Below are 25,921 nucleotides of genomic sequence, written 5' to 3' on the forward strand. Positions count from 1 at the left end.
GAGGAAGGACCGGTATGGTGAGTTGCCTGGCTGGGGGATGGAATGGGAAAACTGTTCATATCGGCAATCTTTTGCGTTTTGCTGCTGACCGGGAAAGCCTTCGCTGGCTGGTACCAGGTCGAAAACTACGAAGGGTCCATCGGGCCTAATCCAGTCCATCTGTCACTGCAGAGATATGACAGTTTCGGCAGCGGGATTACGGTCGAAGGAAGCTATTTCTACGACGCGAAGCAAAGCCCGATAGCGGTGTACGGCAAGATCACCGGTACCAGCGTCTCCCTTTGCGAGATTGCGGACGACAAGGAATTCGACCGGGTCCTGGTCATGGGATCGAAAACGCCGGTCGACACCGCCCGATGTCCGTTTTCTCTCGACCTTGGCGAAAGCGGCGCAACGGGGACCTGGAACAGAGGCCTGGACAAGTTCCCGATCGTGCTGAAGAAGGTCGCAAGCCTCGACGATACCGGTGAGGCGAAGGTTGACGGGACCGTCGAGATCCCCTTCTGGGCGCAGACAGCCACCCACAGATTTGCCGGGGTCTACGAGAAAGCCGGCTTTCTCGTCTGCATGAGTAAGCTGCGGGTCATCGACAAGAAGAAAAAGAAGGTCGTTCAGGAGATCGTTTTCGATGACGACGATTGCGATGCCGGCATGCTGATGACTCCCATCTACATGAATGTTCTAAAACAGGTTGGGGGAAGCTTCGAGATAATCTCCGTGAATTTTCGCGGCGGTAGCGCCGGTTACTCAAGGGATTACGTTTTCTCTCATAGGTTCAAGGATTATCGCCTGTTGGTGAATTGAGCGGGTGGCCTGACCTGGCTTGTGCTCACCGCCGCCCAAACAGCCGCTCTATGTCGGCGAGCTTGAGTTCGATATAGGTCGGGCGGCCGTGGTTGCAGGTGCCGGAGCCCGGCGTTGCTTCCATCTGGCGCAGCAGCGCGTTCATCTCCTCAGGCTTGAGCAGGCGGCCGGAGCGGACCGAGCCGTGGCAGGCCATAGTCGCGGCGATCTTGTCCAGTCGTTCCTTCAGCGTCTCGATCGTGTCGTTGTCGGCGATCTCGTCGGCAAGATCACGCACCAATTGCTGGACATTGGTTTCGCCGAGCATCGACGGCGTCTCGCGCACCGCCACCGCGCCGGGACCGAAACGCTCAATGGCGAGGCCGAACCGGGCCAGCGTTTCGGAATGCATGGCCAGCCGCTCGGCGTCCTCCTCCGGCAGGTCGACGATCTCCGGCAGAAGCAGCATCTGCGAGGGCACCGCGCGCGAGTGCAGGGCATTCTTCAGCGCCTCGTAGACCAGCCGCTCATGCGCCGCGTGCTGGTCGACGATGACAAGCGAATCCCTGGTCTGGGCGACGATGTAGTTCTCGTGCACCTGCGCGCGGGCGGCGCCCAGCGCGGTGCCGAGCAGCGTCTCGGCCGGCTCGGCTAAGCCGGCACGCGCATCGGCGCTGGCGAGCGGACCGGCGTCGAATGCAGCCTGGTCGTTTTCGCGGAAGCCGGCGCCGTCAAATCCCATATCCAGCGGCCGCTGTGGCGAGCGGTCAAAGCCCGAAAAGCCCGAGGCCCGGTAGGCCGCGTCATAACTGCGATGACCGTTGGCAGGACCCGCATGGGCGTAGGAGGCGGCTCCCGGCCGGAACGCCGCCACCATCCCGGCGGCCCCGCTGGTGGCGGCGCGGATGCCGGCATTGGCCAGCGCCTCGCGAATGGCGCCGACGATCAGCCCGCGCACCAGGCCGGGGTCGCGAAAGCGCACATCGGCCTTGGCTGGGTGGACGTTGACGTCGACGGTCGCCGGATCGAGCGTCAGGAACAGCACGGTCACCGCGTGCCGGTCGCGCGGCAGCACATCGGCGAAAGCGCCGCGAATGGCGCCGGCAATCAGCTTGTCGCGCACTGGCCGGCCGTTGACATAGGCATATTGCTGCAACGCGTTGGCGCGGGTGAAGGACGGGATCGAGACGTGGCCGGTCAGGTGCACGCCGTCCCGGCTGGCGTCGATAGCGATGGAATTGTCGGGAAACTCGGCGCCCATGACTTGCGCGACGCGGCGCAGGCTGCCTTCCGCCGTGTCGTCGGTCGCCGGCAATTCCAGCGTCGAGCGGTCCGAGCCGGCGAGCGTAAAGCGCACGGCGGGGAAGGCGATAGCGATGCGCTTGAGCACGTCGCTGGTGGCGGAGCTTTCGGCGCGCTCGCCCTTCATGAATTTGAGCCGGGCCGGCGTGGCGAAGAACAGGTCGCGCACCTCGACCGTGGTGCCGCGGTTGGCCGCCGCCGGTTTGACCGCCGAAACGCGGCCGCCTTCGATGGCGATCTCGGCTGCAGCGTCGCCTGCGGCCGTGCGCGAGCGAACCGACAGTCGCGACACCGAACCAATCGACGGCAATGCCTCGCCACGGAACCCGAGCGAGCGGATATCGCGAATGTTGTCGGCAAGTTTCGAGGTGCAGTGGCGCGCAATGGCCAGCGCCAGTTCCTGTTCGGGGATACCGGAGCCGTCATCGGTGACGCGGATCAGGTTCAGCCCGCCGCCGGCAGTGACGACCTCGACGCGGGAGGCGCCGGCGTCGAGCGCGTTCTCGACCAGTTCCTTCACCACGCTCGCCGGACGCTCGATCACTTCGCCGGCGGCGATCTGGTTGATCATCGTTTCGGAAAGCTGGCGAATGGGCATGGGGGTACTATAGGCGGATTCGAAGAGTGTGCGGAAGGCTTCAATGGGGGTGCTGTCCCGCCACCTCAAGAGTTGCGCCAGCACTGCTCAAGCCTGCGCCGCCAGCCAGTCCCTGACTTTCCGCGCATTCTCGCTCAACTCCCGGTTCTTCGGCCAAACCACATAGAACGCCTTGCCGGTCTTCAGCACATGATCGGTCACCGGCACCAGCAGCCCCGACGCCAGGAGCCGTTCGGCCAGATGCCGCCAGCCGAGCGCGATGCCCTGGCCCTCCATGACGCCCTGGATCACGAGGCCGTAATCGTTGATGCGCAGGCCGCGCGCGGTGTTGTTGAGGCTGCCGCCCGCCGACTGGAACCATTCGTCCCAGCTAGCCGCCTCGCGGTAGGGCTCCTCGAGGTGGATCAGGCGATGCGTCGCCAGCTCCGCGACGCTCCTTGGCATGCCGAATTTCGCGAGATAGCTGGCGCCAACCACCGGAAAAATCTCCTCGTCGGCCAGCGGCAGCGAATGATAGTCGGCCCAGTCGCGCGGCTCGCCGCCGCGCACGGCGAGCGGGATGCCCTCGGCGATGATGTCGAGATCGCGGTCGGCGGTCTGGATGCGCAAGTCGATGCCCGGCAGTTCGTCGCGGAACTGCTGCAGCCGCGGCATCATCCAGAACGAGCCGAAGGCGGTCGACGCCGCCAGCGTGACATGACCGCCGGTCGCCTGCAGGCGCAGATCCTCCGCCGATTTGCGGATATGCGACAGACCGAGCGAGACGTCGGCATGGAAGCGTTCGCCCGCTTCTGTCAGGATGACCTGGCGGTGGCGGCGCTGGAACAGCTGCGCGCCAAGCTGTTCCTCCAACCCGCGCACCGCATAAGAGACGGCGGCCTGCGTCATGCCGAGCTCGCGCCCGGCAGCGGTGAAGCTCGACAGCCGGCCCGCCGCCTCGAAGACGATCAGGCTGCCGGCCGAGGGCAGGAGGTGGCGCAGGCTTCGCATAAGCTGAGCTTATACAAGAGATCAGGATTTTCCAGCATCACATCCATATTTCCTCTCGCTAACTTGGCTGGACGGAATGAGGAGGCTCCATGAACGCACCGGCCACTGAACTGACCGAGCAAACCCACCGCCGCGGCGGCGGTCGCCTCGGACGCAAGGCGCTGAGGAGCGCCCCCGTCACCTCGTTCCCGACGCTGGTCCGCGAGATCCCCACCTACCAGATGGTCCCGGACGAGGCGGTGGAACTGATCCACCAGGAGTCACTCGCTATCCTCGAAGAGGTCGGTTGCGAGTTCCGCGACGACGAGGCGATCGCCATGTGGAAGGCGGCGGGCGCCGACGTGTCCGAGACACGCGTCCGCATCGACCGCGGCCTGCTGATGGAACTGGTCGCGAAGGTTCCGTCCGAGTTCACCCTCAATGCGCGCAATCCCGAGCGCACCGTGCGCGTCGGCGGCAAGAACTCCATCTTCGCGCCGATGTATGGCGCGCCTTACGTGCGCGACCTCGACAACAACCGGCGTTATGGCACGCTTGAAGACCTCAACAATTTCCACAAGCTCGCCTACATGGCCCCGGCGCTGCATTCGTCGAGTTCGATCATCTGCGAGCCGATGGAGATCGCGGTGCCAAAACGGCATCTGCACATCATCCATTCGGCGCTGAAGCACTCCGACAAGCCGTTCATGGGCATCGTTACTTCCAAAGACCGCGCCGAAGACACGATGGCGATGGCGGGCATCGTCTTTGGCGAAGATTTCGTTCGCGACAATCCGGTGCTGGTGTCGATTACCAACTGCAACTCGCCGCTGGTGTGGGACGCCACCATGCTGGACGCGATGAAGGTCTATGCGCGCAGCAATCAGCCGCTGATCCTGGCGCCCTTTGCGCTGTGCGGCGCATCGACTTCGGCCTCGGCCGTCGGCGCGGTGGCGCAGGTCAATGCCGAAGCATTGGCCGGCGTCGCTTTCACCCAGCTGCTGCGCCCGGGTTCGCCCCAGATCTACGGCCAGTTCATGGTGACGGTTGACATGAAGACCGGCGCGCCGATGGGCGGCACGCCGGAGGCCGCGCAGATGATGTATCTGATGGGCGCGCTGGCGCGGAAATACAAGCTGCCCTGGCGCACCTCCGGCTTCCATGTCGGCTCCAAGCTCAACGACGCCCAGGCCGGCTATGAATCCAACATGCTGATGCATGCCGCCATCCTCGCCGGCGCCAATTATATCTGGCACTCCGCCGGCTGGTTGGAGGCCGGGCTGACCTGCGGCTATTCGAAATTCGCCACCGACTGCGAGCAGCTTGTCGGCTGGTACAAATATGCCGGCGGCCTGCCGTTCGACGACTTCAAGGAGGCCATGGCGGCGATCCGCGAGGTCGGGCCGCAGGGCCATTTCCTCGGCACCCAGCACACGCTCGATCATTACGAGTCGGCATTCTTCATGCCCACCATCATGGATTTCAACTCCTACGAACAATGGAAGGCCGGAGGGGCGAAGGATCACGACACGCGCGGCCGCGAGAAAGCCCGCAACATGCTGGCCGACTATGAAGAGCCGAAGCTCGATGAGGGCATTGCCGAGGGCCTCAGGGACTTTATCGCGCAGCGCGAAGAGAGGCTGCCCGACAGCGTTAGCTAAGAGAACGACGAATGAGTTGATAAACGGGCGAAGACCCGATGGGAACCGCAAGGGAGAAAGACATGACACTTTTCAAAAGCAATGGCGATCGCGTGCCAACGGCCATCGAGGCGCTGGCGCAAGAGACGCGTGCTGGCCGCATGGACCGGCGCGAGTTTCTAGCATTGGCAAGTGCGTTCGGCGCATCGACGGCGCTGGCCTACGGCATGATCGGCCTTGCCGCGCCGGGACAGGCTTTTGCCGAGGAGCCGAAGAAGGGCGGCACGCTGCACATATCGATGTCGGTCAAGGCCCAAAAAGATCCGCGCACCTATGACTGGGTGGAACTCGCCAACATCTCGCGCTGCTGGCTGGAGCCGCTGGTCCGCTACACCAGGGAATTCACCTTCGAGCCAGTGCTGCTCGAAAGCTGGGACATCAATGACGACGCCACGGAATACACATTGCATGTGCGCAAGGGCATCACCTGGAACAATGGCGATGCCTTCAACGCCGATGACGTGGTCTTCAATGTTACCCGCTGGTGCGAGAAGAAGGTCGCCGGCAATTCTATGGCCGCTCGCGTCGGCGGGCTGATCGACGAAAAGTCGGGCAAGGCCAGGGAAGGCGCGATCGCCAAGGTCGACGACAATACGGTCAAGCTGACGCTCAGCGCGCCCGACATTTCGCTGATCCCGAACCTCACCGATTATCCCGCGCTCGTCGTCCACCGCAATTTCGACGCCGAAGGCGCCGACCCGGTCAAGAAGCCGATCGGCACGGGCCCGTTCGAACTGGTCTCCTACGATGTCGGCCAGAAGGCGGTGGTCAAGCGTCGTGAAAACGGCAAGTGGTGGGGTGGTGAAGCGCCGCTCGACAGCGTCGAGTTCATCGACTACGGCACCGACTTCAACGCTTCGATCAACGCCTTCGAATCCGGCGAGATAGACCTCAATTTCGAGACGCCGGCCGACTTCATCGACATCCTGGATAAGATGGGGCTGGAGAAGTCCGAGGTTGCGACGGCAACCACGCTGGTTGCCCGCACGAACGTTACCCACAAGCCCTATGACGACCAGCGGGTGCGCAACGCGCTGCAGATGGCGGTCGACAACAATGCGGTGCTGGAACTCGGCTATGCCGGGCGAGGGACGGTCGGTGAAAACCACCATGTCAGCCCTATCCATCCTGAATATTTCGCGCTGCCCAAGAAGACGCGCGACGCGGCCGGCGCCAAGAAACTGATGGCCGACGCTGGGCAGGCCGATTTCGAGCACGAGCTGATCACCGTCGAGGACGATTGGCAGAAGAACACCGGCGACGCGATTGCCGGCCAACTGCGCGACGCCGGCATCAAGGTCAAGCGCACGGTGCTGCCGGGCTCGACCTTCTGGAACGACTGGACGAAATATCCCTATTCGATGACCATCTGGTACATGCGCCCGCTTGGCGTCCAGGTCCTGGCGCTTGGTTATCGCACCGGCGAGGCCTGGAATGAATCGGCCTATTCCAACCCGGATTTCGACGCCAAGCTGAAGCAGGCGCTGTCGCTGATCGATGTGGAGAAGCGGCGTGAGGTGATGAAGGATGTCGAGCAGATCCTGCAGGATTCCGGCGTCATCATTCAACCCTTCTGGCAGAAGCTCTACAGCCACATGAACAAGAAGGTGAAGAACTACGGCGTCCACCAGACCTTCGAGATGGACCTGCAGAACGTCTGGCTTGATGGCTGAGACGGTGCTTCATGAGCCGCAAAAAAGCCGATATGCAGGATGTCTGGTATTGCACCTTGCCGCCAAACGTCCGGAGATCCTGCATGAAACCGATAGTGCTTGCCGCTGTCTTTTCGATTGCCTTGCCAGCGACAGTGCTGGCCGGGCCGGCTTCCAACGCCGTGAAGTTCTTTTATCTGCCCGAGGTGAAATTCGAGGGAGATGCAAAGTACCGCGACCGCTTCACCGAGCCGGTGACCAAGCTGTTCGATCTCAACGACCAGGCCACGAAGAACAAGCCCGACGAAGTCGCCTGCCTCGACTTCGATCCCGGCCTCGACGCGCAGGATTTCGACCAGAAGTCGATTGCCAAGACATTGAAGCTGGCCGAGACCGTCAATGGCGATACGGCCGAAGTCACCGCCACCTTCAGCCTTTTTGCGGAAGGCGATGATTCCAAACGCGAAATGCTGTGGTCGCTGAAGAAAATCGACGGCAAATGGAAGGTCGCCGACATTACCTCCAAGACCAGCAGCTGGACGCTGAGCGCGCTGGAATGCATGCCCGACAAAGCGCCGGAGTGATCCCGTGCTCCGCCGTCTTGCCTTGGCGCTGTCGCCCATGTGCGTGCTGTCGGTGGGTATGAGCGCAGCCGCAGCACAAGGCCTGTTGGGCCCGCCGCCAGCCAATGCGCCGGCCGTGACGGCACCGGCCGGCGCAGCACCGCCCGCAAATCCACCCGGGACAGCGGTGGAACCGGCGACACCGCCGGTTGGGTGGCCGCCGGCCGACGCCCCACCGGCCGCACCCATTCTGCCGGGATCCCCGACGGCGGTGGTGCGGCCATTTTACGATCAGGTGGGACTGGAGATCGATCCCGCGCAGCGCAGCCACTTCATCGACCCGGCAAAAACCGTTCTCGACAAGAGCGACGCGTTGCGCACATCCGGGCAGGGAGAATGTCTCGACCCCAACATGGCGCTCGACAATGCCGACTATGACAAGACCGAGATCGATAAGAGCCTGAAGACACTCGAAGCGATCAATGGCGACCAGGCCAAGGTCATTGTCGCCTTCGTCGTCGCCGGCAACCCGCATCGCCTTGAATGGAAATTCAGGAAAGTCGACGGCGACTGGAAGATATCCGATCTGCTTTCGGTGACCGGTGAATGGGCGCTCAGCCAGTATCAGTGCGAATAATGTTGATTGAGGGTCAGCGCCTGCGATCCTTCGCGCCCCCCTCTGTCCTGCCGGACATCTCCCCCACACGGGGGGAGATCAGCAGTTCCAGCGTCTCGCCCGCTCCGCATCATTTGAGATTAGCTAAAGCCTATGTGGCGGCCAATCTCCCCCGTGTGCGGGAGATGTCCGGCAGGACAGAGGGGGGCGCTGTCCCGCTAAAGTTCCGCAAAATAGCTTCAGCCCCTTCCGCGATAGGGGGCAACGCCGGTGTCGGGCAACCAGGCGCCTTCGGGCGGAGCGCCGGTCTGCCAGAAGACATCGATCGGAATGCCGCCGCGCGGATACCAATAGCCGCCTATGCGCAACCACAGCGGCTTCGTTGCCGCCACAATGCGGCGGCCGATCATCACCGTGCAGTCTTCATGGAAAGCGCCATGGTTGCGAAACGAGGTCATGAACAGTTTGAGCGACTTCGATTCCACGAGCGTGGCATCGGGTGCGTAGTCGATGACGATATGAGCGAAATCCGGCTGTCCGGTTACCGGGCAGAGCGAGGTGAATTCCGGGCAGGTGAAGCGCACGATCGCCGGCGGTCCGTCGCCGCGCTGGAACGGCACGGTCTCCAGGACCGCGGTCTCCGGGCTCTGTGGCGTCTCGACGTGGGCGCCGAGCTGGGTGAGGGTTTTGGTATCGATCATCGCGGTTTTCCTGGGGATTTTCCGCGCTCATTAGCACCGGACCGAAAAGTGTGCAGCGATTTTCGAATAAATTCGATGCTTAAGACAAGAACTGGAGCAGCACGCGCTGCTCCGACACAAATTGGAATGGCAGGAAGATGATGACCAGCAACGACCCGCTTCTCCAGCCTTACCAGCTCAAACACCTGACGCTGAAGAACAGGGTGATGTCGACCAGCCACGAGCCGGCCTATTCCGAGGACGGCATGCCGAAACAGCGCTACCGGCTCTACCACGCCGAAAAGGCCAAGGGCGGCATGGCGCTGACCATGACGGCGGGCTCGGCGATCGTCTCGCGCGACAGCCCGGCCGCCTTTGGCAATCTGCATGTCTATGACGACCGCATCGTGCCGTGGCTGGCCGAACTGGCGGACGCCTGCCACGAGCATGACTGCAAGGTGATGATCCAGATCACCCATCTTGGTCGCCGCACCGGCTGGAACAAGGCCGACTGGCTGCCGGTGCTGTCGGCTTCGCCGGTGCGTGAGCCGGCGCACCGCGCGTTCCCCAAAACCATCGAGGACTGGGACATCGAGCGCATCGTCGCCGACTATGCGTCGGCTGCGCAGCGCTGCCAGGCGGCCGGCCTCGACGGCATCGAGTTCGAATCCTACGGCCATCTGATGGACGGCTTCTGGTCGCCGGCCACAAACCATCGCGACGACGAGTTCGGCGGTTCGCTCGACAACCGGCTGCGCTTCACCGACATGGTGCTGGATGCCGTGCGAGCGGCCGTCGGTGAGAAGTTCATCGTCGGCATCCGCATGGTCGCCGATGAGGACTTTGACAAAGGCCTGTCGAAGGCCGAGGGCGTCGAGATCGCGAGACGGCTCGCCAATTCTGGCAAGGTCGATTTCCTGAACATCATCCGCGGCTCGATCGAAAGCGACGCGGCGCTCACCAAGGTTATCCCGGTGACCGGCATGCGCTCTTCGCCGCATCTCGATTTCGCCGGCGAGGTGAGGGCGGCAACAAAATTCCCGACCTTCCATGCGGCGCGGATTTCCGATGTCGCCACGGCGCGCCACGCCATCGCGACCGGCAAGCTCGATATGGTCGGCATGACCCGCGCCCATATCGCCGACCCGCACATCATCAAGAAGGTCATGGAAGGTCGCGAGCACGAGATCCGGCCTTGCGTCGGCGCCACCTATTGCCTCGATCGTATCTATGAAGGCGGCGAGGCGCTGTGCGTCCACAATGCCGCGACCGGCCGCGAGGCCGAGATTCCGCATATCATCCTGAAGACCGTAGGGCCCAGGCGGAACGTCGTCGTCGTTGGCGCTGGCGCTGGCGGGCTCGAGGCAGCTCGCGTGATGGCCGAACGCGGCCATCATGTCACGGTGCTTGAAGCCTCCGGTCAGGCCGGCGGCCAGGTTCGGCTGGCGACGCAGAACCCGCGCCGCAAGGAGTTGATCGGCATCATCGACTGGCGGCTGGCCGAACTCGACCGGCTCGGCGTCGGGATCCGCTACGACACCTGGGCCGAGCGGGACGAAGTGCTGGCGCTGTCGCCCGACGTGGTGGTGATCGCCACCGGCGGCCTGCCACAGAACCCGCCGCTGACATCAGGCGACAATCTCGTCACGTCGAGTTGGGACATCATGGCCGGCAGCATCAAGCCGGCGGAGAACGTGCTGCTCTTCGACGACAATGGTGGCCACCAGGGCATGGGCGCGGCGGAGCTGATCGCCAATGCAGGGTCAAAACTGGAGCTGGTTTCGCCGGAGCGCTTCTTCGCCCCCGAAATGGGCGGCATGAACCACGTGCCCTATATGCGCGCATTCCAGGAGAAGGGCGTCACCATCACCATCAACACCAGGCTGCGCTCGGTGCGGCGCGAGGGCAACCAACTGGTCGCCGAACTCGCCTCCGACTTTGCCGATGGCTGGCGTGGCGAAAGGCGGGTCGACCAGGTGGTGGTCGAGCACGGCACGGCGCCGCTCGACGATCTCTATCTCCGGCTGAAACCGCTGTCGAAGAATGGTGGAGCGGTCGACTATGAGCGGCTGGTCGGCGGCGGCGATATTTTTCCTTCACGCAATCCCGAAGGCGGCTTCGTGCTGTTGCGCATCGGCGATGCGGTCGCATCGCGCAACATCCACGCGGCCATCTATGATGGCATCAGGTTCGGCTTGCGGGTGTGAGCTTTACAAGCGGCCTACGGCTTGTTCCAAAACTCGATCTCACCCTTCCGGCGGGCGCAACTCGATCGATCAAAGTGATGGGTGGCGCGCAGCCAAACCTCTGTGCGGAGAGCCACCTTGCACATCCGTCCGAACTGCGCGCCGCGTACGCCACCGCCCGGGAGCCAGGCGGCGTACGACGCGGAATGCTTCAACTGGGAGGCAACGCGCGGCAGGGCTCAAATCATCCTGGCCGTCGCCATGCAAAGCACGGTGAGTACCAGAAGCCAGGCGGCGATGCGCTCGCCGCGGGCCATTTTGGTGCGCAGCGCCGCTTCCGTTGCGGCGTCCGCGCCGGCAAGCTGCCGGCTGGTCTTGCGGACGACGACGCTGAGAACGCCGGCAGCGGCGAAGGCGGCCAGGATGCCCAGCGCCAGCACCATTTCCATCGAGCCGAAATAGGCGCCGTGGAAGAAATACCAGAGCAGGGCGCCGGTCACGAACACCATGCCGGCCGAGCCCATTTGCGGTCCGATAAAGCGCTCCGCCCTGATCTCGGGGTCGCGGGCAAGCGTGATGGTGGTGCCGGCCCAGAACACGCCGGACATGACGTGAAGGCCTATAACGACGATGTAGACATATTGCATGACCGCTTCCTCCTTGCCGCCGCCCGTCCTCGGATCCCTGTCGAACGCGGATAATACGAACTCGGCAGATCGACACGCATGATAGTTAGGTATCAAATGGTTCGATGTCAATGTATAATGCCACGTTCCATCGCTCGGCGCCTTGTTCTACTGTCGGCGCATGACTCCCTTTGACCGTCCGCCGATCGGCATGAATCTCGCGCGCACCTCCAAGCTGGTGGCGCAGGCCTTTGACGCCGCTTTGGTCGAGGCCGGCGGCACGCTGCCGGTGTGGCTGACCTTGCTTTCGGTCAAGTCGAGCGAGCTTGCCAACCAGCGCGAACTTGCCGGCATGATCGGCATCCAGGGCGCCACGCTCACCCACCATCTCAACGCCATGGAGGCGCAAGGCTTGCTGACGCGCCGCCGCGATCCGGACAACCGCCGGGTTCATCTGGTCGAGCTGACGCAGGCGGGCGAAACGATGTTCCTGAAGCTGCGGGCGGCGGCTCTCATCTTCGACAAGCGGCTGCGCGCGGGATTGCCGGACGACAGGCTGGCGGAGTTCGCCGAGGTGCTGGCGGCATTGCGGGCGAATGTCGCGCCGGCCAAATGACCGGCACCGGTGGGCAATAGTCTAGGCTAAATTGCCCTGAAGCACCTTCAGCTTGGCTTTCTTCGGGCTGCGCGCCAGCAGCCATTCGCGCGCTTTGTCCTGCGGCATCGGGAAGGCGATGGAATAGCCCTGCACCTGGTCGCAGCCGATTGCCATCAGCGAATCGAGCTCGGCTTCGGTTTCCGCGCCCTCGGCGACGATCGAAATGCCGAGACCGCGCGCCAGCTCGGTGATGGCGCGCACGATCTTGGTGTTGTCGCCATTCTCGTTGATGTTCTGGACGAAGCGGCGGTCGATCTTCAGCCGGTCGATCTCGTTGGGATTGACGTGGCTGAGCGAGGCATAGCCGGTGCCGAAATCGTCGAGCTCAAGATGGACGCCAGCAGCGCGGATGTGGCGCAGCTTCGCCGCGATGCCCGTCTTCTCATCGTCGAGAATGACGGATTCGACGATTTCAAGCGACAGTTTCTGCGGCGCCAGGCCGGCCTTTTCCAGCGTCGCGAACAGGAAGCGGTCGAAGTCGGGTTCGCGCAGCTCGGTGCCGGACACGTTGACGGCGAGCCGGCCGAAGGCAATGCCGGCGCGATCCCATTCGGCTGCTTGCTCGATCGCCTTCGTAAAGACTATGCGGCCGATCTCGGGCATGAAGCCGCATTTTTCGGCGACCGGAATGAACTCGCCCGGCGCAATCATGCCGCGCTCGGCATGCTTCCAGCGCACCAGCGCCTCGATGCCGCTGATGGCGCCGTTGCTCAGCGACACCTGCGGCTGGAAATAGACTTGGAAGGCGTTCTCCGAAATCGCGACCTTGATGTCGTGCTCGAGCTGCTTGCGGTAGTCGAGTTCGCGCCTGAGTTCCTCGGAGAAGAACGAGAAGCTGCCGCCGCCGAGCTTCTTGGCGGAATAGAGCGCGAGGTCGGCGTGGACGAGCAGATCCTCGGCATTGTCGGCGTCGATGGGATAGACGGCAATGCCGGCGCTGGCCCCCGGAAGGATGGTCGTGCCCTGGAAGGTAATCGGCTCGTTGATCTCCTCCAGGATGCGACGGGCCAGCATGTTGATGTCCTCGGGGCCGCCGGCGCCATTGAGGATCATCACGAATTCGTCGCCGCCAAGGCGCGCGCAGAGATCCGACGCGCGGCAGGAATCACGCATGCGCTGCGCGGTGACGACCAGCACATAGTCGCCGGCGGCGTGGCCGAGCGTGTCGTTGATCTGCTTGAACCGGTCGAGGTCGAGCTGGATCACCGCCAGCCTCTCACGCCGGCGATGCGCGCCCTTGATCAGCGTTTCGAAGTGATCGGTCAGGAAGGTGCGGTTGTGCAGGCCGGTCAGCCCGTCATGTACGGCGATGAAGGCCATCGAGTTGCGGGCATCGACAAGCTCATGGGTCTTGCGCAGGATCGCCTTCGACATCGGCCGGAAGATGAAAAGCGCCACCAGCACGATGACGCCGATGGTGGCGTAGAACAAGGTGCGATGGAGATCGAGGAGCTTTTCCGACCGCTCGTCTGCGAATGCGGCGATGCGTTGGCCGAGCGCGGCATAACCCGACAGCGTCGCATTGGCGACGGAAGCATCGAGATTGACGCGCTCGCCGCCGCCCTTGTAGGCGGCATTGCCGGAGAGCTGGGATTCGAAGGACGAGATCAGCCTTTCGCCATTGGCGACCAGCCCGACCGAGAAATAGTCGAGGTGGAACGGCTTGCCGTAAAGGACGCTCTCGATCGACTTTGGGTCGGACAATGCCGGCGACAGCGGGTCGGCTCCCGTCTGTTTGAGGAGCAGGTCGTAGTTCGCCTCGAACTCGGCGGTCGCCTGTTTCAGCGCGGCAACCAGGGCCGGCTGCTTGTCACGCGCGGCGGAGCCGGTTGCGCTGGTCAAAAAGACGATGCGCTGCGACAGCGCCTTCTGGGTGCTGACGATGTCGAGCAGAGTATGGTTGTGCTGTTGCGCCGCCATCATCTGCTGCAGCAGGATGAAGGAGGCCATCACCATGGCGGCGATGATCAGCAGCGCGAGCCAGTAGCCGCTCTTGATCAACAGGATGAGTTTGCCCGAGACGGTTTGCGCCGGCTGCTGCGACATATTCTAGGTGACCCCTCGGTCGAACTGATTCTGCCACCGATTCGTGGCGAGAAGACCATTGGCTTGAAAGGGTTAACAGGTCTGGAAGCCGGCGGAACTGTTGCTTCGGCAGTAAACGAAAGCTGCCGAGATGGTTATCATGTTCTTTCGCGGCATGGCCGTATTCGCGTGCCTGCTACTCCAGCATGCGGGCCATGCGATCGGGTCGCGCCAGGGTTGAGCCCGCCGTGCCACCGAAACGGTCGCTTTTGCGATGGATTTTTAGTGCGCGTAGCGCGACAGTCGCGCCAATCTCAACAGGACCTGATCCATGAGCGCGGCATTCCTCTCCCATATCGACAACGAACTGCAAGGGCTGAAATCCGCCGGGCTCTACAAATCCGAGCGGGTGATCACCTCGACCCAGTCGGCTGAGATCGAAGTCGGCGGCGACAAGGTGCTGAATTTCTGCGCCAACAACTATCTCGGCCTCGCCGACAGCTCAGAATTGCGCGATGCAGCCAAAGGCGCGCTGGACCGCTACGGTTACGGCATGGCCTCGGTGCGCTTCATCTGCGGCACGCAGGAAGAGCACAAGCAGCTTGAATCAACGATTTCATCATTCCTCGGCATGGACGACACCATCCTCTACGGCTCCTGCTTCGACGCCAATGGCGGCCTGTTCGAGACACTGCTCGGCGAGGAGGATGCGATCATTTCCGATGCGCTGAACCATGCCTCGATCATCGACGGTGTGCGGCTGTCGAAGGCCAAGCGTTTCCGCTACGCCAACAACGACATGGCCGATCTCGAAGCCCGGCTGAAGGAGGCGAAAGACTGCCGCTTCCGCCTGATCGCCACCGACGGTGTGTTCTCCATGGATGGCATCATCGCCAATCTTAAAGGCGTCTGCGACCTCGCGGAAAAATACGACGCCATGGTCATGGTCGACGACAGCCATGCCGTCGGCTTCGTCGGCAAAAACGGCCGCGGCTCGGCCGAACATTGCGGCGTCGAGGGCAGGGTGGACATCATCACCGGCACGCTCGGCAAGGCGCTGGGCGGCGCCTCGGGCGGCTACACCTCGGGCAAAGGTCAGGTGGTCGACTGGCTGCGCCAGCGCTCGCGGCCCTATCTCTTCTCCAACACGCTGATGCCGGCGATCGCCGGCGCCTCGATCAAGGTGTTCGAGCTGATCCGAAATGGCGACGCCCTGCGCCAGCGCCTCTATGCCAATGCGGCGCGCTTCCGGTCCGAGATGGGCAAACTCGGCTTCACGTTGGCCGGCGCCGATCACCCGATCATCCCGGTGATGCTGGGCGATGCGAGCCTGGCGCAGGAAATGGCGGCGCGCATGCTGAAGCGCGGCATCTATGTCATCGGCTTTTCGTTCCCGGTGGTGCCGAAAGGCCAGGCGCGCATCCGCACCCAGATGTCGGCGGCGCATTCCACCGCCGACATCGACCGCGCCGTGGCAGCATTCGCGGCGGTCGGCAAGGAACTGGGCGTGATTGGCTGAGAGTTTTACCCTCCCCCTTTGTGGGGAGGGTCGACTTTCGACCGCTTGCGAAGCAAGCGGGCGGGAGGCGGGGTGGGGGTCTGCAGGGTCACGACCTCCGCCAGTTTTTGACCCCCACCCGGCCCTTCGGGCCACCCTCCCCACAAGGGGGAGGGTAAGGAGTTGTAGCATGTCGAACATGATGAAGGCGCTGGTGAAGGCCAAGGCTGAACCGGGCATCTGGATGGAAGAGGTGCCGGTGCCGGAGATCGGCCCTAACGACGTGCTGATCAAGGTCAAGAAGACAGCGATCTGCGGCACCGACGTCCACATCTACAATTGGGACCAGTGGGCGCAGAAGACCGTGCCGGTGCCGATGGTGACCGGCCATGAATTCGTCGGCACGGTGGCCGATTTCGGCGCTGCGGTCACCGAATACAAGGTCGGCCAGCGTGTCTCCGGCGAAGGTCACATCGTCTGCGGCCATTGCCGCAATTGCCGCGCCGGCAGGGGGCATCTCTGCCGTAACACGCTCGGCGTCGGCGTCAACCGCCCCGGCGCCTTCGGCGAATATCTGGCGATCCCGCAGCACAATGTCGTGCCGATCCCCGACGATGTGCCCGACGAGATCGCCGCGATCTTCGATCCCCTGGGCAATGCCGTCCACACCGCTCTGTCCTTCGACCTGGTCGGTGAAGACGTTCTGGTCACCGGCGCCGGGCCGATCGGCATCATGGGCGCGCTCGTTGCCCAATGTGTGGGGGCGCGAAAAGTCGTCATCACCGACATCAACCCGGTGCGGCTGGCGCTGGCCAAAAAGCTCGGCGTCCAGCATGTCGTCGATGCCTCGAAGGAAAAACTGCGCGACGTTATGCCGGCGCTGGGCATGACCGAGGGTTTTGACGTCGGTCTCGAAATGTCGGGCGCCGCGCCCGCCTTTCGCGACATGATCGACACCATGAACAATGGCGGCAAGATCGCCATTCTGGGCATCGCGCCGACCGGCTTCGAAATCGACTGGAACAAGGTCATCTTCAAGATGCTGCACTTGAAGGGCATCTACGGCCGCGAAATGTTCGAGACCTGGTACAAGATGATCGCCCTGGTGCAGGGGCCGCTGGATGTGTCGGGTCTGATTACGCACCGCATTGGGATCGACGATTTCCAGACGGGGTTTGACGCGATGCGGAGCGGCAGTTCGGGCAAGGTGGTGATGGATTGGTGAGGCACGTGTGGGTGCAAGATGGCGGACAATGAGCACGGTCGTATCATTGCCTCGCAGGCAAAGCTCGTACTGAAGCCGGCCGGATTTCGACGCAAAGGGCAGTCCCGAATCTGGATCGCCGATCGCGGCTTCTGGCTAAGTGTAGTCGAGTTCCAGCCCAGTTCCTGGTCCAAGGGCACTTACCTTAACGTAGCAGTCCACTGGCTCTGGGGTTCGCTTCCGGAAACGATTACCTTCGATCGCGTTGAGCGCATTGGACAGTTCGTTCCGTTCGAGAGCCCGCCACAGTTTCTTCTCGCGGTTGATCAAATGGCCAAGAAGGTCGTCGAAATCGATCAGGTTCACCGATCGATGTTCCCTTCCGTCCAAACGACAGCGAAAATCCTCGTGAGTGAATTGCAGCCGGGCGCCTACGGCGAGTGGGCGGCCTTCCACGCCGGGGTGGCGGCTGGTTTGGCCGGTGATTTTGAAACGGCAAGGCGACTGTTTGAAAGCGCTCAAAGACACGCGGCTTCGCAAGCGCAGGCGCTTCTAGCCTACATTGATGATCCGGCGGCATTTCGAAGCCGTGTCAGAGGCTTCATTGAAGCCGAACGCGCCTATTACGGTCTAGGGGCGTTGCCTGCCGCATTCGCGATCTGATTTCAGCGACGGTCGAACTTATGGGAAGATCTCAACCCAAGGTGAGTTTTGCCTCCAGCGCCGCCACCCCATTCACAATCGCCGCCCGCTCTTCCGTACCAAGCCTCTCCAGCAACTCCCGTTCAAACGCCCTCGCCAGCGGCACCATCTCTTGATAGGCGGTCAGCCCGGCCTTGGTCAGCGTCAGATGCTCCACGCGGCGATCGTTCTCGTCCGGCGTGCGGATCAGCCAGCGCCGCCGCTCAAGCTCGGCCACCGCGCGCGACACCTTGGTCTTGTGCATGGCCGACTGTTCGCCAAGCGCTGTCGCCGTCATGGTGCCGCGCTGTCCGAGCCCTGACAGGGTGCGCCATTCCGGCCGCGTCAGGCCGTGGCGGTCGCGGTAGATTTTTGAAAATTCGCGGCTGACGGCGTCGGCCAGCCGGTAGAGCCGATAGGGCAGGAAGCTTTCGAGTTCGAGGATTTCCATCTGCACCATGGATGCGGCATTCGCCCGTTGATAGTTACATTTTCGATGGTTACAAATGAAACCAGTTTGGTCAACATCGCCGGCAAGCAGCGCTTCGCGGGGCCGGGATCAGGGAGGATCGGATGACCTTTTCCTACATGCCGGGCTTCGGCAACGACTTCGAAACCGAGACGCTGCCCGGCTCGCTGCCGCAGGGGCGGAACTCGCCGCAACGGCCGGCTTACGGGCTCTATGCCGAACAGCTATCGGGCTCGCCCTTCACCGCGCCGCGCGGCACCAATGAGCGTTCCTGGCTCTACCGCATCCGGCCGAGCGTAAAACACACCGGCCGCTTCAAGGCAGCGAGCTATCCCTTGTGGAAGACAGCACCCAATGTCGGCGACCACGAACTGGCGCTCGGGCAGTATCGCTGGAACCCGGTGCCGATGCCGAAGGAGCCGACCGATTTCATTCAAGGGATGCGCACCATCACCACCGCCGGCGACGTGCTGGGCCAAAGCGGCATGGCGGCGCATGTCTATGTCGCCAACCGCTCGATGGTCGACGACCATTTCTTCAACGCCGACGGCGAGTTGCTGATTGTCCCCCAGGTCGGCGCCTTGCGCTTTGTCACCGAGATGGGCGTCATCGAGCTTCGGCCCGGCGAGATCGCCGTGCTGCCGCGCGGTCTGGTGTTCAAGGTCGAGCTCGCCGACAAGGAAGTGCGCGGCTATGTCTGCGAGAATTACGGCGCCAAGCTGACGCTGCCCGACCGCGGCCCGATCGGCGCCAACTGCCTGGCCAACCCACGCGACTTCAAGACGCCCAGCGCCTGGTTCGAGGAGAAGGAGACGCCGTGCCGGCTGACGGTGAAATGGTGCGGCAATTTCAACGTCACCGAGATCGGCCATTCGCCGCTCGACGTCGTCGCCTGGCACGGCAACTATGCGCCCTACAAATATGATCTGGCGACGTTTTCGCCGGTCGGCGCCATCCTGTTCGACCATCCCGATCCGTCGATCTTCACCGTGCTGACGGCGCCGAGCGGCGAGGAGGGCACCGCCAATATCGACTTCGTCATCTTCCCGCCGCGCTGGCTGGTGGCGGAAGACACGTTCCGGCCGCCCTGGTACCACCGCAACATCATGAGCGAGTTCATGGGCCTGATCCATGGCCAGTACGACGCCAAGGAAGAAGGCTTCGTGCCCGGCGGCATCAGCCTGCACAATCTGATGCTGGCCCACGGCCCCGACGCACCTGGCTTCGAAAAGGCCTCGCGCTCCGAGCTGAAACCGGTCAAGCTCGACAACACGATGGCCTTCATGTTCGAGACCCGATTCCCGCAAATGCTGACCCGCTACGGCGCCGAGCTTGAAACAAGGCAGGACAATTACATTGACTGCTGGACCGACCTGAAGAAGCGCTTCAACGGCACGCCGGAGGGCGACTGGTCTTGAGATCAGCTCGATGAGCGACCGGCTGGTGCTTCTCGGCTCGAAAGGCGGCCCGGCGTTGCGGTCGGGCGGGCCGTGGCCGAGTTCGTCGCTGCTGGAGCTTGGCGGGCGGACCATCGTCGTCGATTGCGGGCTGGGTGTCACGCGTGGCCTGGTCGATGCCGGCGTCAGCCTGAAGGCGCTCGACCTGATCTTCGTCACCCATCTGCATTCCGATCATGTGCTGGAACTGGGGGCGCTGCTCCACACCGCCTGGACCGCCGGTCTGGCCAGTCCGGTGACGTTGTTCGGACCGCCCGGCACCGGCCATTACTGGCGGCGCTTCTGCCAGGCGATGGAGTTCGACATCGAGATCCGAATCGTCGACGAAGGCAGGCCGGACATCCGCGAACTGGTTTCGATCGTTGAATTCGGCGAAGGCCAGGTTTTCGCACAACGCGGCCTGAAGGTCTCGGCACTGCGCGTCGACCATCCACCGGTAACCGACTGTTTCGCGCTGCGGTTCGAGCAAGGCGGTAAAAGCGTCGTCTTCTCATCCGACACCGCCTTCTTCCCGCCGCTCGCCGGCTTCGCCAAAAATGCCGACATCCTCGTCCATGAAGCCATGCTGGACGAGGGCATCGAGCGGCTGGTCGCCAGGACCGGCAATGGCGCGCGGCTGAAAGAACATCTGCTCGCCAGCCACTCCTTTGCCGAGGAAGCCGGGCGCATCGCCAGCGATGCCGGGGTGAAGAGGCTGGTGCTCAACCACCTCATTCCGGCCGACGATGCCGCGATCGGCGATGCCGACTGGGAGGCCGCCGTCAGGAAATCGTGGGCGGGTGACTTGACGATTGCCCGCGACGGCCTTGTTGTGAACTTAGACGGCGCCAAAGCCGCATCAGGAGAGGAAACCGCATGAAGCTTGCCACATTGAGGGACGGGACGCGCGACGGAAAGCTTGTCGTCGTCTCGCGCGACCTGACGCGCTTCACCGACGCCTCGTTCCTGGCGCGCACGCTGCAGGCCGCGCTCGACGACTGGCAGCGGATTTCGCCGCACCTGGCGACGATCGCCGAATCGCTGGAGAACAATGCGGTGCCGTCGGCACGCTTCCATGAGCATGACGCCCATTCGCCGCTGCCGCGCGCCTATCAATGGGCCGATGGTTCTGTCTATGTGAACCACGTCGAGCTGGTGCGCAAAGCCCGCGGCGCAGAGATGCCGGCAAGCTTCTGGACCGATCCGCTGATCTACCAGGGTGGCTCGGATTCCTTTATCGCGCCGCGCGAGCCGATCCGCGCGGCGGACGAAGCCTTCGGCATCGACATGGAGGCGGAGGTCGCCGTCATAGTCGACGACGTGCCGATGGGCGCCAGCCTCGACCAGGCGCGCGCCGCCATCCGGCTGGTCATGCTGGTCAATGATGTGACGCTGCGCGCGCTCACCGGACCCGAGCTCGCCAAGGGGTTTGGCTTCTTCCAGTCGAAGCCGTCCTCGGCTTTTTCGCCGGTGGCGGTGACGCCGGACGAACTCGGCGACGCCTGGGATGGCGGCAAGGTCAACCTGCCTCTGCTCGCCGACGTCAACGGCAAGCCGTTCGGCCGTGCCAATGCCGGCGTCGACATGACCTTCGACTTCCCGGCGCTGATTGCCCATGCCGCAAAGACACGGCCGCTGGTTGCCGGCACCATCATCGGCTCCGGCACCGTCTCCAACAAGCTGGATGGCGGGCCGGGCAAACCGGTGGCGGCCGGCGGCGCCGGCTATTCCTGCATCGCTGAACTGCGCATGATCGAGACCATTGAGTCTGGCGAGCCCAAGACGCCGTTCCTGCGCTTTGGCGATACGGTGCGTATCGAGATGAAGAATAAAAGCGGAAACTCGATCTTCGGCGCCATCGAGCAGAAGGTCGAGAAGTCCCAGGCATAAGAGGGGGCAATGCAATGACGGGCGAGGCGTTCTACCTGCTGGCCGGCGTCTGGGCGCTGGCCATTCTGGTGGTCTTCATCCAGGCGATCCGGCTGAGCTACCGCATCGAGGCGCGCTCGCCCGATCTGACCAACCGCAGTGGCTACCCGCGCAAGGCGATGATGTTCCGCACCATCACCAACACCAATGTGGCGCGGGACGAGGAGACGCAGGCGATGCGGCGGCGCATGAACCGGCTGCTGCTGATCGTTGTCGCCGGCTTCGCGGTGATGGCGGCTGGCATTGGCCTGATCAGACGAATGAACGCGTGACCCTGCTCGAGCATTTCAGCCGCATGGCCGGCAACAATCTCTGGTCGAACGACCGGCTCTATCGCGCCGTGCTGCAGCTAAAGCCCGGCGAATTCGAAGCCGAGCGCACAAGCTTCTTCCCGTCGATCAAGGCGACGCTCAACCACATCCTCGCGGTCGATCAACTCTATCTCGATTTTCTCGAAGAAGGCGGCGTCGGTGCGGCCGCTTATGACGACTACGTGCCGTTCGATGTGCCGCAGGCGCTGTTTGCCGCCCAGGTCGCAGCAGATCGACGCCTAATCGCCTTTTGCGAGAAGCTGTCGGAGGCGGATCTCGACCGTCAGGTCATCACGGACCGGCGCGAGGACGGCATGATCCCCGAAAAGATCGGCGACATTCTCGCCCATGTCTTCCTCCACGACATCCACCATCGCGGCCAGGTTCACGCGATGCTCTCGGGCAGCTCGGTCGCGCCGCCGCAGCTGGACGAGTTTTTGCTCGATTATGATTTGAAGGTGAGGAAGGAAGAGGTCGAGCGGCTGGGCCTCTGACCTTTATCTGGTGTACTCGTTCCATTCAGGGCCGAGTTTGTCGAAATCGTCAGAAATCCAAATCTTGCCCTTCAGGGCACCTATGCGCGACAACAAGTCTTCTCGAACTGGTGCCACGAGCCGCGCCGCGATCTTGCCGTGACGAGTGATGACTATCTCCTCGCCGGCTTCCGCGCGGCCGACGAGTTCCGATAGTTTGGCCTTTGCTTCGGTTATGGAGACGTTCACGGCTCGACCTCTTGTGATCGGAACTTAGATCAAAGCCGATCGAGCCGCAAACGAGCTTACGGTTTTCACGCCGCCTTGCCATCGACCTTGATCACGCCGCGCTTGATCTGGTCCTGCTCGATCGACTCGAACAGCGCGCGGAAATTGCCTTCGCCAAAACCTTCGTCGCCCTTCCTCTGGATGAATTCGAAGAAGATCGGGCCGATCACGGTTTTGGAGAATATCTGCAGCAGGATCTTGGTCATGCCGCCGTCGACCACGCCTTCGCCGTCGATCAGGATGCCGTGCTTCTTCATCCGCTCGATCGGCTCGTCATGCCCGTTCACCCTGTTGTACGACATGTCGTAGTAGGTCTCCGGCGGACCGGGCATGAACTTCAGCCCGTTGTCGGCAAGCTTGTCGGTGGCGGCGTAGATGTCGTCGGTGCCGACAGCGATATGCTGGATGCCTTCGCCATTGTACTTCTTCAGATACTCGGCGATCTGGCTGGTGTCGTCCTTGGACTCGTTCAGCGGGATACGGATCTTGCCGCAGGGCGAGGTGATGGCGCGGCTGACGAGGCCGGTGATCTTGCCGTCGATGTCGAAGAAATGGATCTGCTTGAAGCCGAACAATTCGCGATAAAAGTCCCACCATTTGTCCATCTGGCCGCGATAGACATTGTGGGTGAGGTGGTCGACGAAATAGAAGCCGACGCCTTGGGGCCGCGGGTCGCGTTCGCCCAGCCACTCGAACTCGGCATCATAGGCCGAGCCCTTCTTGCCATAGGCTTCGATGAAATAGAGCAGTGAGCCGCCAATGCCGACAATGGCCGGCACGTCGAGCGCCTTGTCGTTGCCGTCGTAGGGCGTGGCGCCTTTCGATACCGCATGCTCGAACGCATGCTTTGCATCGACCACGCGCCAGGCCATCGAGGCGGCGCAGGGGCCGTGCTTGTCGACGAATTTCATCGCATGCGAACCCGGCTCGGCATTGACGACATAGTTGATGTCGCCCTGGCGCCAGACGGTGATGTCCTTCGTGCGGTGCTTGGCCACCGCGACATAGCCCATGCGGGTGAACAGTTCGGCTAGCTTCTGCGGCTCCGCATGCGCGAACTCGACGAACTCGAAACCGTCGGTGCCGGCGGGGTTTTCCTTGCTGATCTTTGCGGGCGGGGCGTGGTGCGGGAAGGGACCCATGGCATTCCTCCAAACGGATGGTGGCCGCATCGGACCACGAGATGACGCATGATAGTGCGAAGCGACCGCACGGTGCTTGCATTCAAACGCTTGAAATGATCTTCTCGTGCATAATTCATGCATGATTGGAGATGAATCGATGAATGAAGCGCGCATCGATCAATTTGACCGCAAGATAATGGCTCTCTTGCAGGGCGACGCGCGGCTCACCAACAACGATCTCTCGGAGCGCGTGAACCTGTCGGCATCGCAATGCTCACGCCGCCGCCAGCGGCTGGAGGAAGACGGCTACATCAAGGGCTATCGCGCCGTGCTCGACCGCGACAAGCTCGGCTTCTCGCTGGTCAACGTCATCTCGGTGACGCTCGCCACCCATAACCGCGACAATGCCAGGCGCTTCGGCGAGCTGCTGGCGCGGCTGCCGGAGGTGCAGGAGGCGCACGCGCTGACAGGCGAGATGGATTATATCTTGAAGGTGGTGACGCCCGACCTCAAATCGCTGTCGGAATTCGTCAATGGCGTGCTGCTGCCGGATGAATCGGTGCAGCATGTGAAGACAGCGATCGTGCTTGAGACATTGAAGGAAACCGGCGCGCTACCGATTTGAGTGGATATGATATCGGCACTTCGATACCGTTCATTTGCATTTGGAAAGTTCAGGCTGTGGGGAAGATGGTCAGTTTTCAGCTCGTCGCTATTGTTCTCTTTGGTGTTGGACTAGTGCTGTACACAATAGGTAGTTTTATCTATTTCGCGCGGCATCCCAAGGGCTTCGACGCAATGTTCCAAATTCCCTTTTACATCAATCCCTTCCGGTCACCTCCGGCATCTCCACTTGGAGGCTTCGTACGAGGCATATTCACAGATCCGAAATCCCGCTGGTGGTGCATTATCGGCGTTCCGATCGGTCTTGTGGGCTTTGTCTTGCTCGTTGCCAACACTGTCCCACTTGGTCAGATTGCCATGACCACCGCCGTTTTCGCTATCTTCTTTGGGGTGCGCGAACTGATGGCCAGAAGACGCCGCTGATTCCCCAGGTCAGCCCTTCGACTGCTGGATCAGCCCATAAAGATTGGTACAGCGCGCTCCAGACCGGCAATAAGCAAACACCGGTCCCTCAAGCGCTTCGAGCGCTTCGGCCTGATCTTCGACATTCTCGGCTGTGATCTGGCCGCTGATTACCGGGATGTAGCGGAAGGCCAGCCCCGCGGCTTCGACCGCCGCCTTGACGCTGTCGGCCGAAGGCTGGTCGGGCTGCTCGTCATCCGGTCGGTTGCAGATCACGCTCTTGAAACCGGCTTCCTTGATGGCGGCGGCATCTTCGGGCTGGATCTGGCCCGAGACCGAATAGTCCTCGCTGATTTCTCGATATTCCATGGCTCTCATCCTCTCAACCTGGTTTGGCGCGAAGTCTTGCCACTCTCACACGAGGCCGGCAATCCGCGCCGGAAAGAAATCCCTCGGCGCAGATAGACATTTGCGGCCCAAGATCCAACCCAGGCTCAAGAGGTTTCGCGCTGTTGGCCTTGCCCGGAGGCGGCAGCGACTCTAAACAGGCGCACCGACAAACGAAGGAACCATCCCATGAGCATTCGTCGCATCGATGTTGGCCCGCGCATGAGCCAGATCGTCATCCACGGCAACACCGTCTATCTCGCCGGCCAGGTCGGAACGCCCGGCGCCAGCGTTGGCGAACAGACCAGGTCGATCCTCGCATCTATCGACGAACTGCTGGCCAAGGCCGGCACCGACAAGACCAAGATCCTGCAGGCGATCATCTGGCTGGCCGATATGGGCACCTTCGCCGAGATGAACAAGGAATGGGACAAGTGGGTCCCGCAAGGCAACACGCCCGCCCGCGCCACGGGTGAGGCCAAGCTTGCAGGGCCGGAATACACTGTCGAGATTATTGTTACGGCGGCGATTTAGAGCGCGGTGCCTTACCCTCCCACTCGAGGGGAGGGTCGGCGAGTAGTCGAAGCGAAGCGGAGACTGCGAGACGGGGTGGGGTCGGCGAGGCTGCACCGGCCCCCCCCCCCCCCCCCCCCGCCCCCAGGGGGGGCCGGGGGCGCCCCCCCCCCCCCCCGGGGGGGGGGGAAAGCCCCCCGCAAAGGCCCGACCCCCCCCCCCCC

Annotated in this window: 27 protein-coding genes; 18 read left to right on the forward strand and 9 right to left on the reverse strand. The window is 62.7% G+C overall.

Translation table 11 applies throughout. The features are described from left to right. Nucleotides 1-42: 42 nt before the first annotated feature. Entirely contained in the window at nucleotides 43-804 is a 762-nt protein-coding gene (locus NKI46_RS22600) for a hypothetical protein (RefSeq protein WP_023739250.1), read from the forward strand. Nucleotides 805-829: 25 nt separating this feature from the next. Here NKI46_RS22600 and mutL read toward each other — a convergent pair whose 3' ends face one another. Continuing rightward, a complete protein-coding gene (gene mutL / locus NKI46_RS22605; protein WP_023739251.1) occupies nucleotides 830-2,683 on the reverse strand; it encodes a DNA mismatch repair endonuclease MutL in 1,854 nt (617 codons plus the stop codon). 87 nt (nucleotides 2,684-2,770) lie between these two features. Then, nucleotides 2,771-3,673 (reverse strand): LysR substrate-binding domain-containing protein, encoded by a 903-nt coding sequence (locus tag NKI46_RS22610; protein ID WP_352747996.1) that lies wholly within the window; start codon nucleotides 3,671-3,673, stop codon nucleotides 2,771-2,773. Between the two features lie 89 nt (nucleotides 3,674-3,762). On the opposite strand from NKI46_RS22610, the gene NKI46_RS22615 reads away from it, so the two are divergent. From NKI46_RS22615 to NKI46_RS22630, 4 genes are all read left to right on the forward strand, one after another. Further along, nucleotides 3,763-5,313: a trimethylamine methyltransferase family protein gene (locus NKI46_RS22615; RefSeq protein WP_023694427.1), complete on the forward strand. Its 1,551-nt coding sequence runs from the start codon at nucleotides 3,763-3,765 to the stop codon at nucleotides 5,311-5,313. Between the two features lie 62 nt (nucleotides 5,314-5,375). Continuing rightward, a complete protein-coding gene (locus tag NKI46_RS22620; RefSeq protein WP_023734228.1) occupies nucleotides 5,376-7,025 on the forward strand; it encodes an ABC transporter substrate-binding protein in 1,650 nt (549 codons plus the stop codon). 83 nt (nucleotides 7,026-7,108) lie between these two features. Continuing rightward, the gene (locus NKI46_RS22625; protein ID WP_023671589.1) at nucleotides 7,109-7,588 is read left to right on the forward strand and encodes a DUF3828 domain-containing protein; all 480 of its coding nucleotides are present in this window, start codon (nucleotides 7,109-7,111) and stop codon (nucleotides 7,586-7,588) included. A gap of 4 nt (nucleotides 7,589-7,592) precedes the next feature. Next, nucleotides 7,593-8,204 (forward strand): hypothetical protein, encoded by a 612-nt coding sequence (locus NKI46_RS22630; protein WP_023682932.1) that lies wholly within the window; start codon nucleotides 7,593-7,595, stop codon nucleotides 8,202-8,204. A gap of 218 nt (nucleotides 8,205-8,422) precedes the next feature. On the opposite strand, the gene queF is transcribed toward NKI46_RS22630, so the two are convergent. Continuing rightward, nucleotides 8,423-8,884 (reverse strand): preQ(1) synthase, encoded by a 462-nt coding sequence (queF, locus tag NKI46_RS22635; protein ID WP_023682931.1) that lies wholly within the window; start codon nucleotides 8,882-8,884, stop codon nucleotides 8,423-8,425. A gap of 140 nt (nucleotides 8,885-9,024) precedes the next feature. On the opposite strand from queF, the gene NKI46_RS22640 reads away from it, so the two are divergent. Next, on the forward strand, nucleotides 9,025-11,070 hold the full coding sequence (locus NKI46_RS22640; RefSeq protein WP_352748012.1) for an oxidoreductase: 2,046 nt from the start codon (nucleotides 9,025-9,027) through the stop codon (nucleotides 11,068-11,070). Between the two features lie 218 nt (nucleotides 11,071-11,288). Here the strand turns inward: NKI46_RS22640 and NKI46_RS22645 are convergent, their stop codons facing one another. Further along, a complete protein-coding gene (locus NKI46_RS22645; protein ID WP_023824543.1) occupies nucleotides 11,289-11,696 on the reverse strand; it encodes a hypothetical protein in 408 nt (135 codons plus the stop codon). A gap of 190 nt (nucleotides 11,697-11,886) precedes the next feature. Here NKI46_RS22645 and NKI46_RS22650 point away from each other — a divergent pair, with 190 nt between their 5' ends. Then, entirely contained in the window at nucleotides 11,887-12,291 is a 405-nt protein-coding gene (locus NKI46_RS22650) for a MarR family winged helix-turn-helix transcriptional regulator (protein WP_023672921.1), read from the forward strand. A 21-nt stretch (nucleotides 12,292-12,312) separates the two neighbouring features. On the opposite strand, the gene NKI46_RS22655 is transcribed toward NKI46_RS22650, so the two are convergent. After that, nucleotides 12,313-14,379, reverse strand: a complete 2,067-nt coding sequence (locus NKI46_RS22655) for a putative bifunctional diguanylate cyclase/phosphodiesterase (RefSeq protein WP_023682927.1) — start codon at nucleotides 14,377-14,379, stop codon at nucleotides 12,313-12,315. A 310-nt stretch (nucleotides 14,380-14,689) separates the two neighbouring features. Here NKI46_RS22655 and NKI46_RS22660 point away from each other — a divergent pair, with 310 nt between their 5' ends. The 3 genes from NKI46_RS22660 (at nucleotide 14,690) to NKI46_RS22670 (ending at nucleotide 17,723) form a co-directional block, all read left to right on the forward strand. After that, nucleotides 14,690-15,877: a glycine C-acetyltransferase gene (locus NKI46_RS22660; protein ID WP_352519328.1), complete on the forward strand. Its 1,188-nt coding sequence runs from the start codon at nucleotides 14,690-14,692 to the stop codon at nucleotides 15,875-15,877. Between the two features lie 169 nt (nucleotides 15,878-16,046). Beyond that, nucleotides 16,047-17,081 (forward strand): L-threonine 3-dehydrogenase, encoded by a 1,035-nt coding sequence (gene tdh / locus NKI46_RS22665; RefSeq protein WP_023672918.1) that lies wholly within the window; start codon nucleotides 16,047-16,049, stop codon nucleotides 17,079-17,081. Nucleotides 17,082-17,099: 18 nt separating this feature from the next. Continuing rightward, complete coding sequence (locus NKI46_RS22670) at nucleotides 17,100-17,723, forward strand: DUF4304 domain-containing protein (RefSeq protein WP_352519327.1); 624 nt, start codon at nucleotides 17,100-17,102, stop codon at nucleotides 17,721-17,723. Nucleotides 17,724-17,754: 31 nt separating this feature from the next. On the opposite strand, the gene NKI46_RS22675 is transcribed toward NKI46_RS22670, so the two are convergent. Continuing rightward, nucleotides 17,755-18,192, reverse strand: coding sequence for a MarR family winged helix-turn-helix transcriptional regulator (locus NKI46_RS22675; protein WP_352519333.1), 438 nt, complete (start codon nucleotides 18,190-18,192; stop codon nucleotides 17,755-17,757). 122 nt (nucleotides 18,193-18,314) lie between these two features. On the opposite strand from NKI46_RS22675, the gene hmgA reads away from it, so the two are divergent. The 5 genes from hmgA to NKI46_RS22700 are packed head-to-tail and all read left to right on the forward strand — an operon-like array spanning nucleotide 18,315 to nucleotide 22,380. After that, nucleotides 18,315-19,628 carry a homogentisate 1,2-dioxygenase gene (gene hmgA / locus NKI46_RS22680; RefSeq protein WP_023689622.1) on the forward strand — a complete coding sequence of 438 codons (1,314 nt, stop codon included), beginning with the start codon at nucleotides 18,315-18,317 and terminating at the stop codon, nucleotides 19,626-19,628. A 10-nt stretch (nucleotides 19,629-19,638) separates the two neighbouring features. Further along, a complete protein-coding gene (locus NKI46_RS22685; protein WP_023747726.1) occupies nucleotides 19,639-20,526 on the forward strand; it encodes an MBL fold metallo-hydrolase in 888 nt (295 codons plus the stop codon). Then, nucleotides 20,523-21,536 (forward strand): fumarylacetoacetate hydrolase family protein, encoded by a 1,014-nt coding sequence (locus NKI46_RS22690; RefSeq protein WP_023747725.1) that lies wholly within the window; start codon nucleotides 20,523-20,525, stop codon nucleotides 21,534-21,536. Before NKI46_RS22685 ends, NKI46_RS22690 begins: the two co-directional genes overlap by 4 nt. A gap of 14 nt (nucleotides 21,537-21,550) precedes the next feature. After that, a complete protein-coding gene (locus NKI46_RS22695; RefSeq protein WP_023821157.1) occupies nucleotides 21,551-21,847 on the forward strand; it encodes a hypothetical protein in 297 nt (98 codons plus the stop codon). Further along, nucleotides 21,844-22,380, forward strand: a complete 537-nt coding sequence (locus NKI46_RS22700; RefSeq protein ID WP_023821156.1) for a DinB family protein — start codon at nucleotides 21,844-21,846, stop codon at nucleotides 22,378-22,380. The genes NKI46_RS22695 and NKI46_RS22700 overlap by 4 nt, the downstream gene beginning before the upstream one ends. Before the next feature lie 3 nt (nucleotides 22,381-22,383). Here the strand turns inward: NKI46_RS22700 and NKI46_RS22705 are convergent, their stop codons facing one another. Next, nucleotides 22,384-22,608 carry a type II toxin-antitoxin system Phd/YefM family antitoxin gene (locus NKI46_RS22705; protein ID WP_023702307.1) on the reverse strand — a complete coding sequence of 75 codons (225 nt, stop codon included), beginning with the start codon at nucleotides 22,606-22,608 and terminating at the stop codon, nucleotides 22,384-22,386. A 65-nt stretch (nucleotides 22,609-22,673) separates the two neighbouring features. Further along, a complete protein-coding gene (gene hppD / locus NKI46_RS22710) occupies nucleotides 22,674-23,789 on the reverse strand; it encodes a 4-hydroxyphenylpyruvate dioxygenase (RefSeq protein WP_352748002.1) in 1,116 nt (371 codons plus the stop codon). A 139-nt stretch (nucleotides 23,790-23,928) separates the two neighbouring features. Here hppD and NKI46_RS22715 point away from each other — a divergent pair, with 139 nt between their 5' ends. Together NKI46_RS22715 and NKI46_RS22720 are read left to right on the forward strand one after the other, a co-directional pair. Further along, the gene (locus NKI46_RS22715) at nucleotides 23,929-24,396 is read left to right on the forward strand and encodes an Lrp/AsnC family transcriptional regulator (protein WP_352460548.1); all 468 of its coding nucleotides are present in this window, start codon (nucleotides 23,929-23,931) and stop codon (nucleotides 24,394-24,396) included. Nucleotides 24,397-24,461: 65 nt separating this feature from the next. Beyond that, entirely contained in the window at nucleotides 24,462-24,818 is a 357-nt protein-coding gene (locus NKI46_RS22720) for a hypothetical protein (protein WP_031250958.1), read from the forward strand. Nucleotides 24,819-24,827: 9 nt separating this feature from the next. On the opposite strand, the gene NKI46_RS22725 is transcribed toward NKI46_RS22720, so the two are convergent. Next, the gene (locus NKI46_RS22725) at nucleotides 24,828-25,166 is read right to left on the reverse strand and encodes a protein tyrosine phosphatase family protein (protein WP_352460549.1); all 339 of its coding nucleotides are present in this window, start codon (nucleotides 25,164-25,166) and stop codon (nucleotides 24,828-24,830) included. Nucleotides 25,167-25,373: 207 nt separating this feature from the next. Between NKI46_RS22725 and NKI46_RS22730 the strand changes: the two genes are divergently transcribed. Then, nucleotides 25,374-25,718, forward strand: coding sequence for a RidA family protein (locus NKI46_RS22730; RefSeq protein ID WP_023672906.1), 345 nt, complete (start codon nucleotides 25,374-25,376; stop codon nucleotides 25,716-25,718). The last annotated feature ends 203 nt before the right edge of the window (nucleotides 25,719-25,921 follow it).

Origin of the sequence: Mesorhizobium sp. M0615 (assembly GCF_040320805.1) — a bacterium.
In the GTDB taxonomy this organism is placed as follows: Bacteria; Pseudomonadota; Alphaproteobacteria; order Rhizobiales; family Rhizobiaceae; genus Mesorhizobium.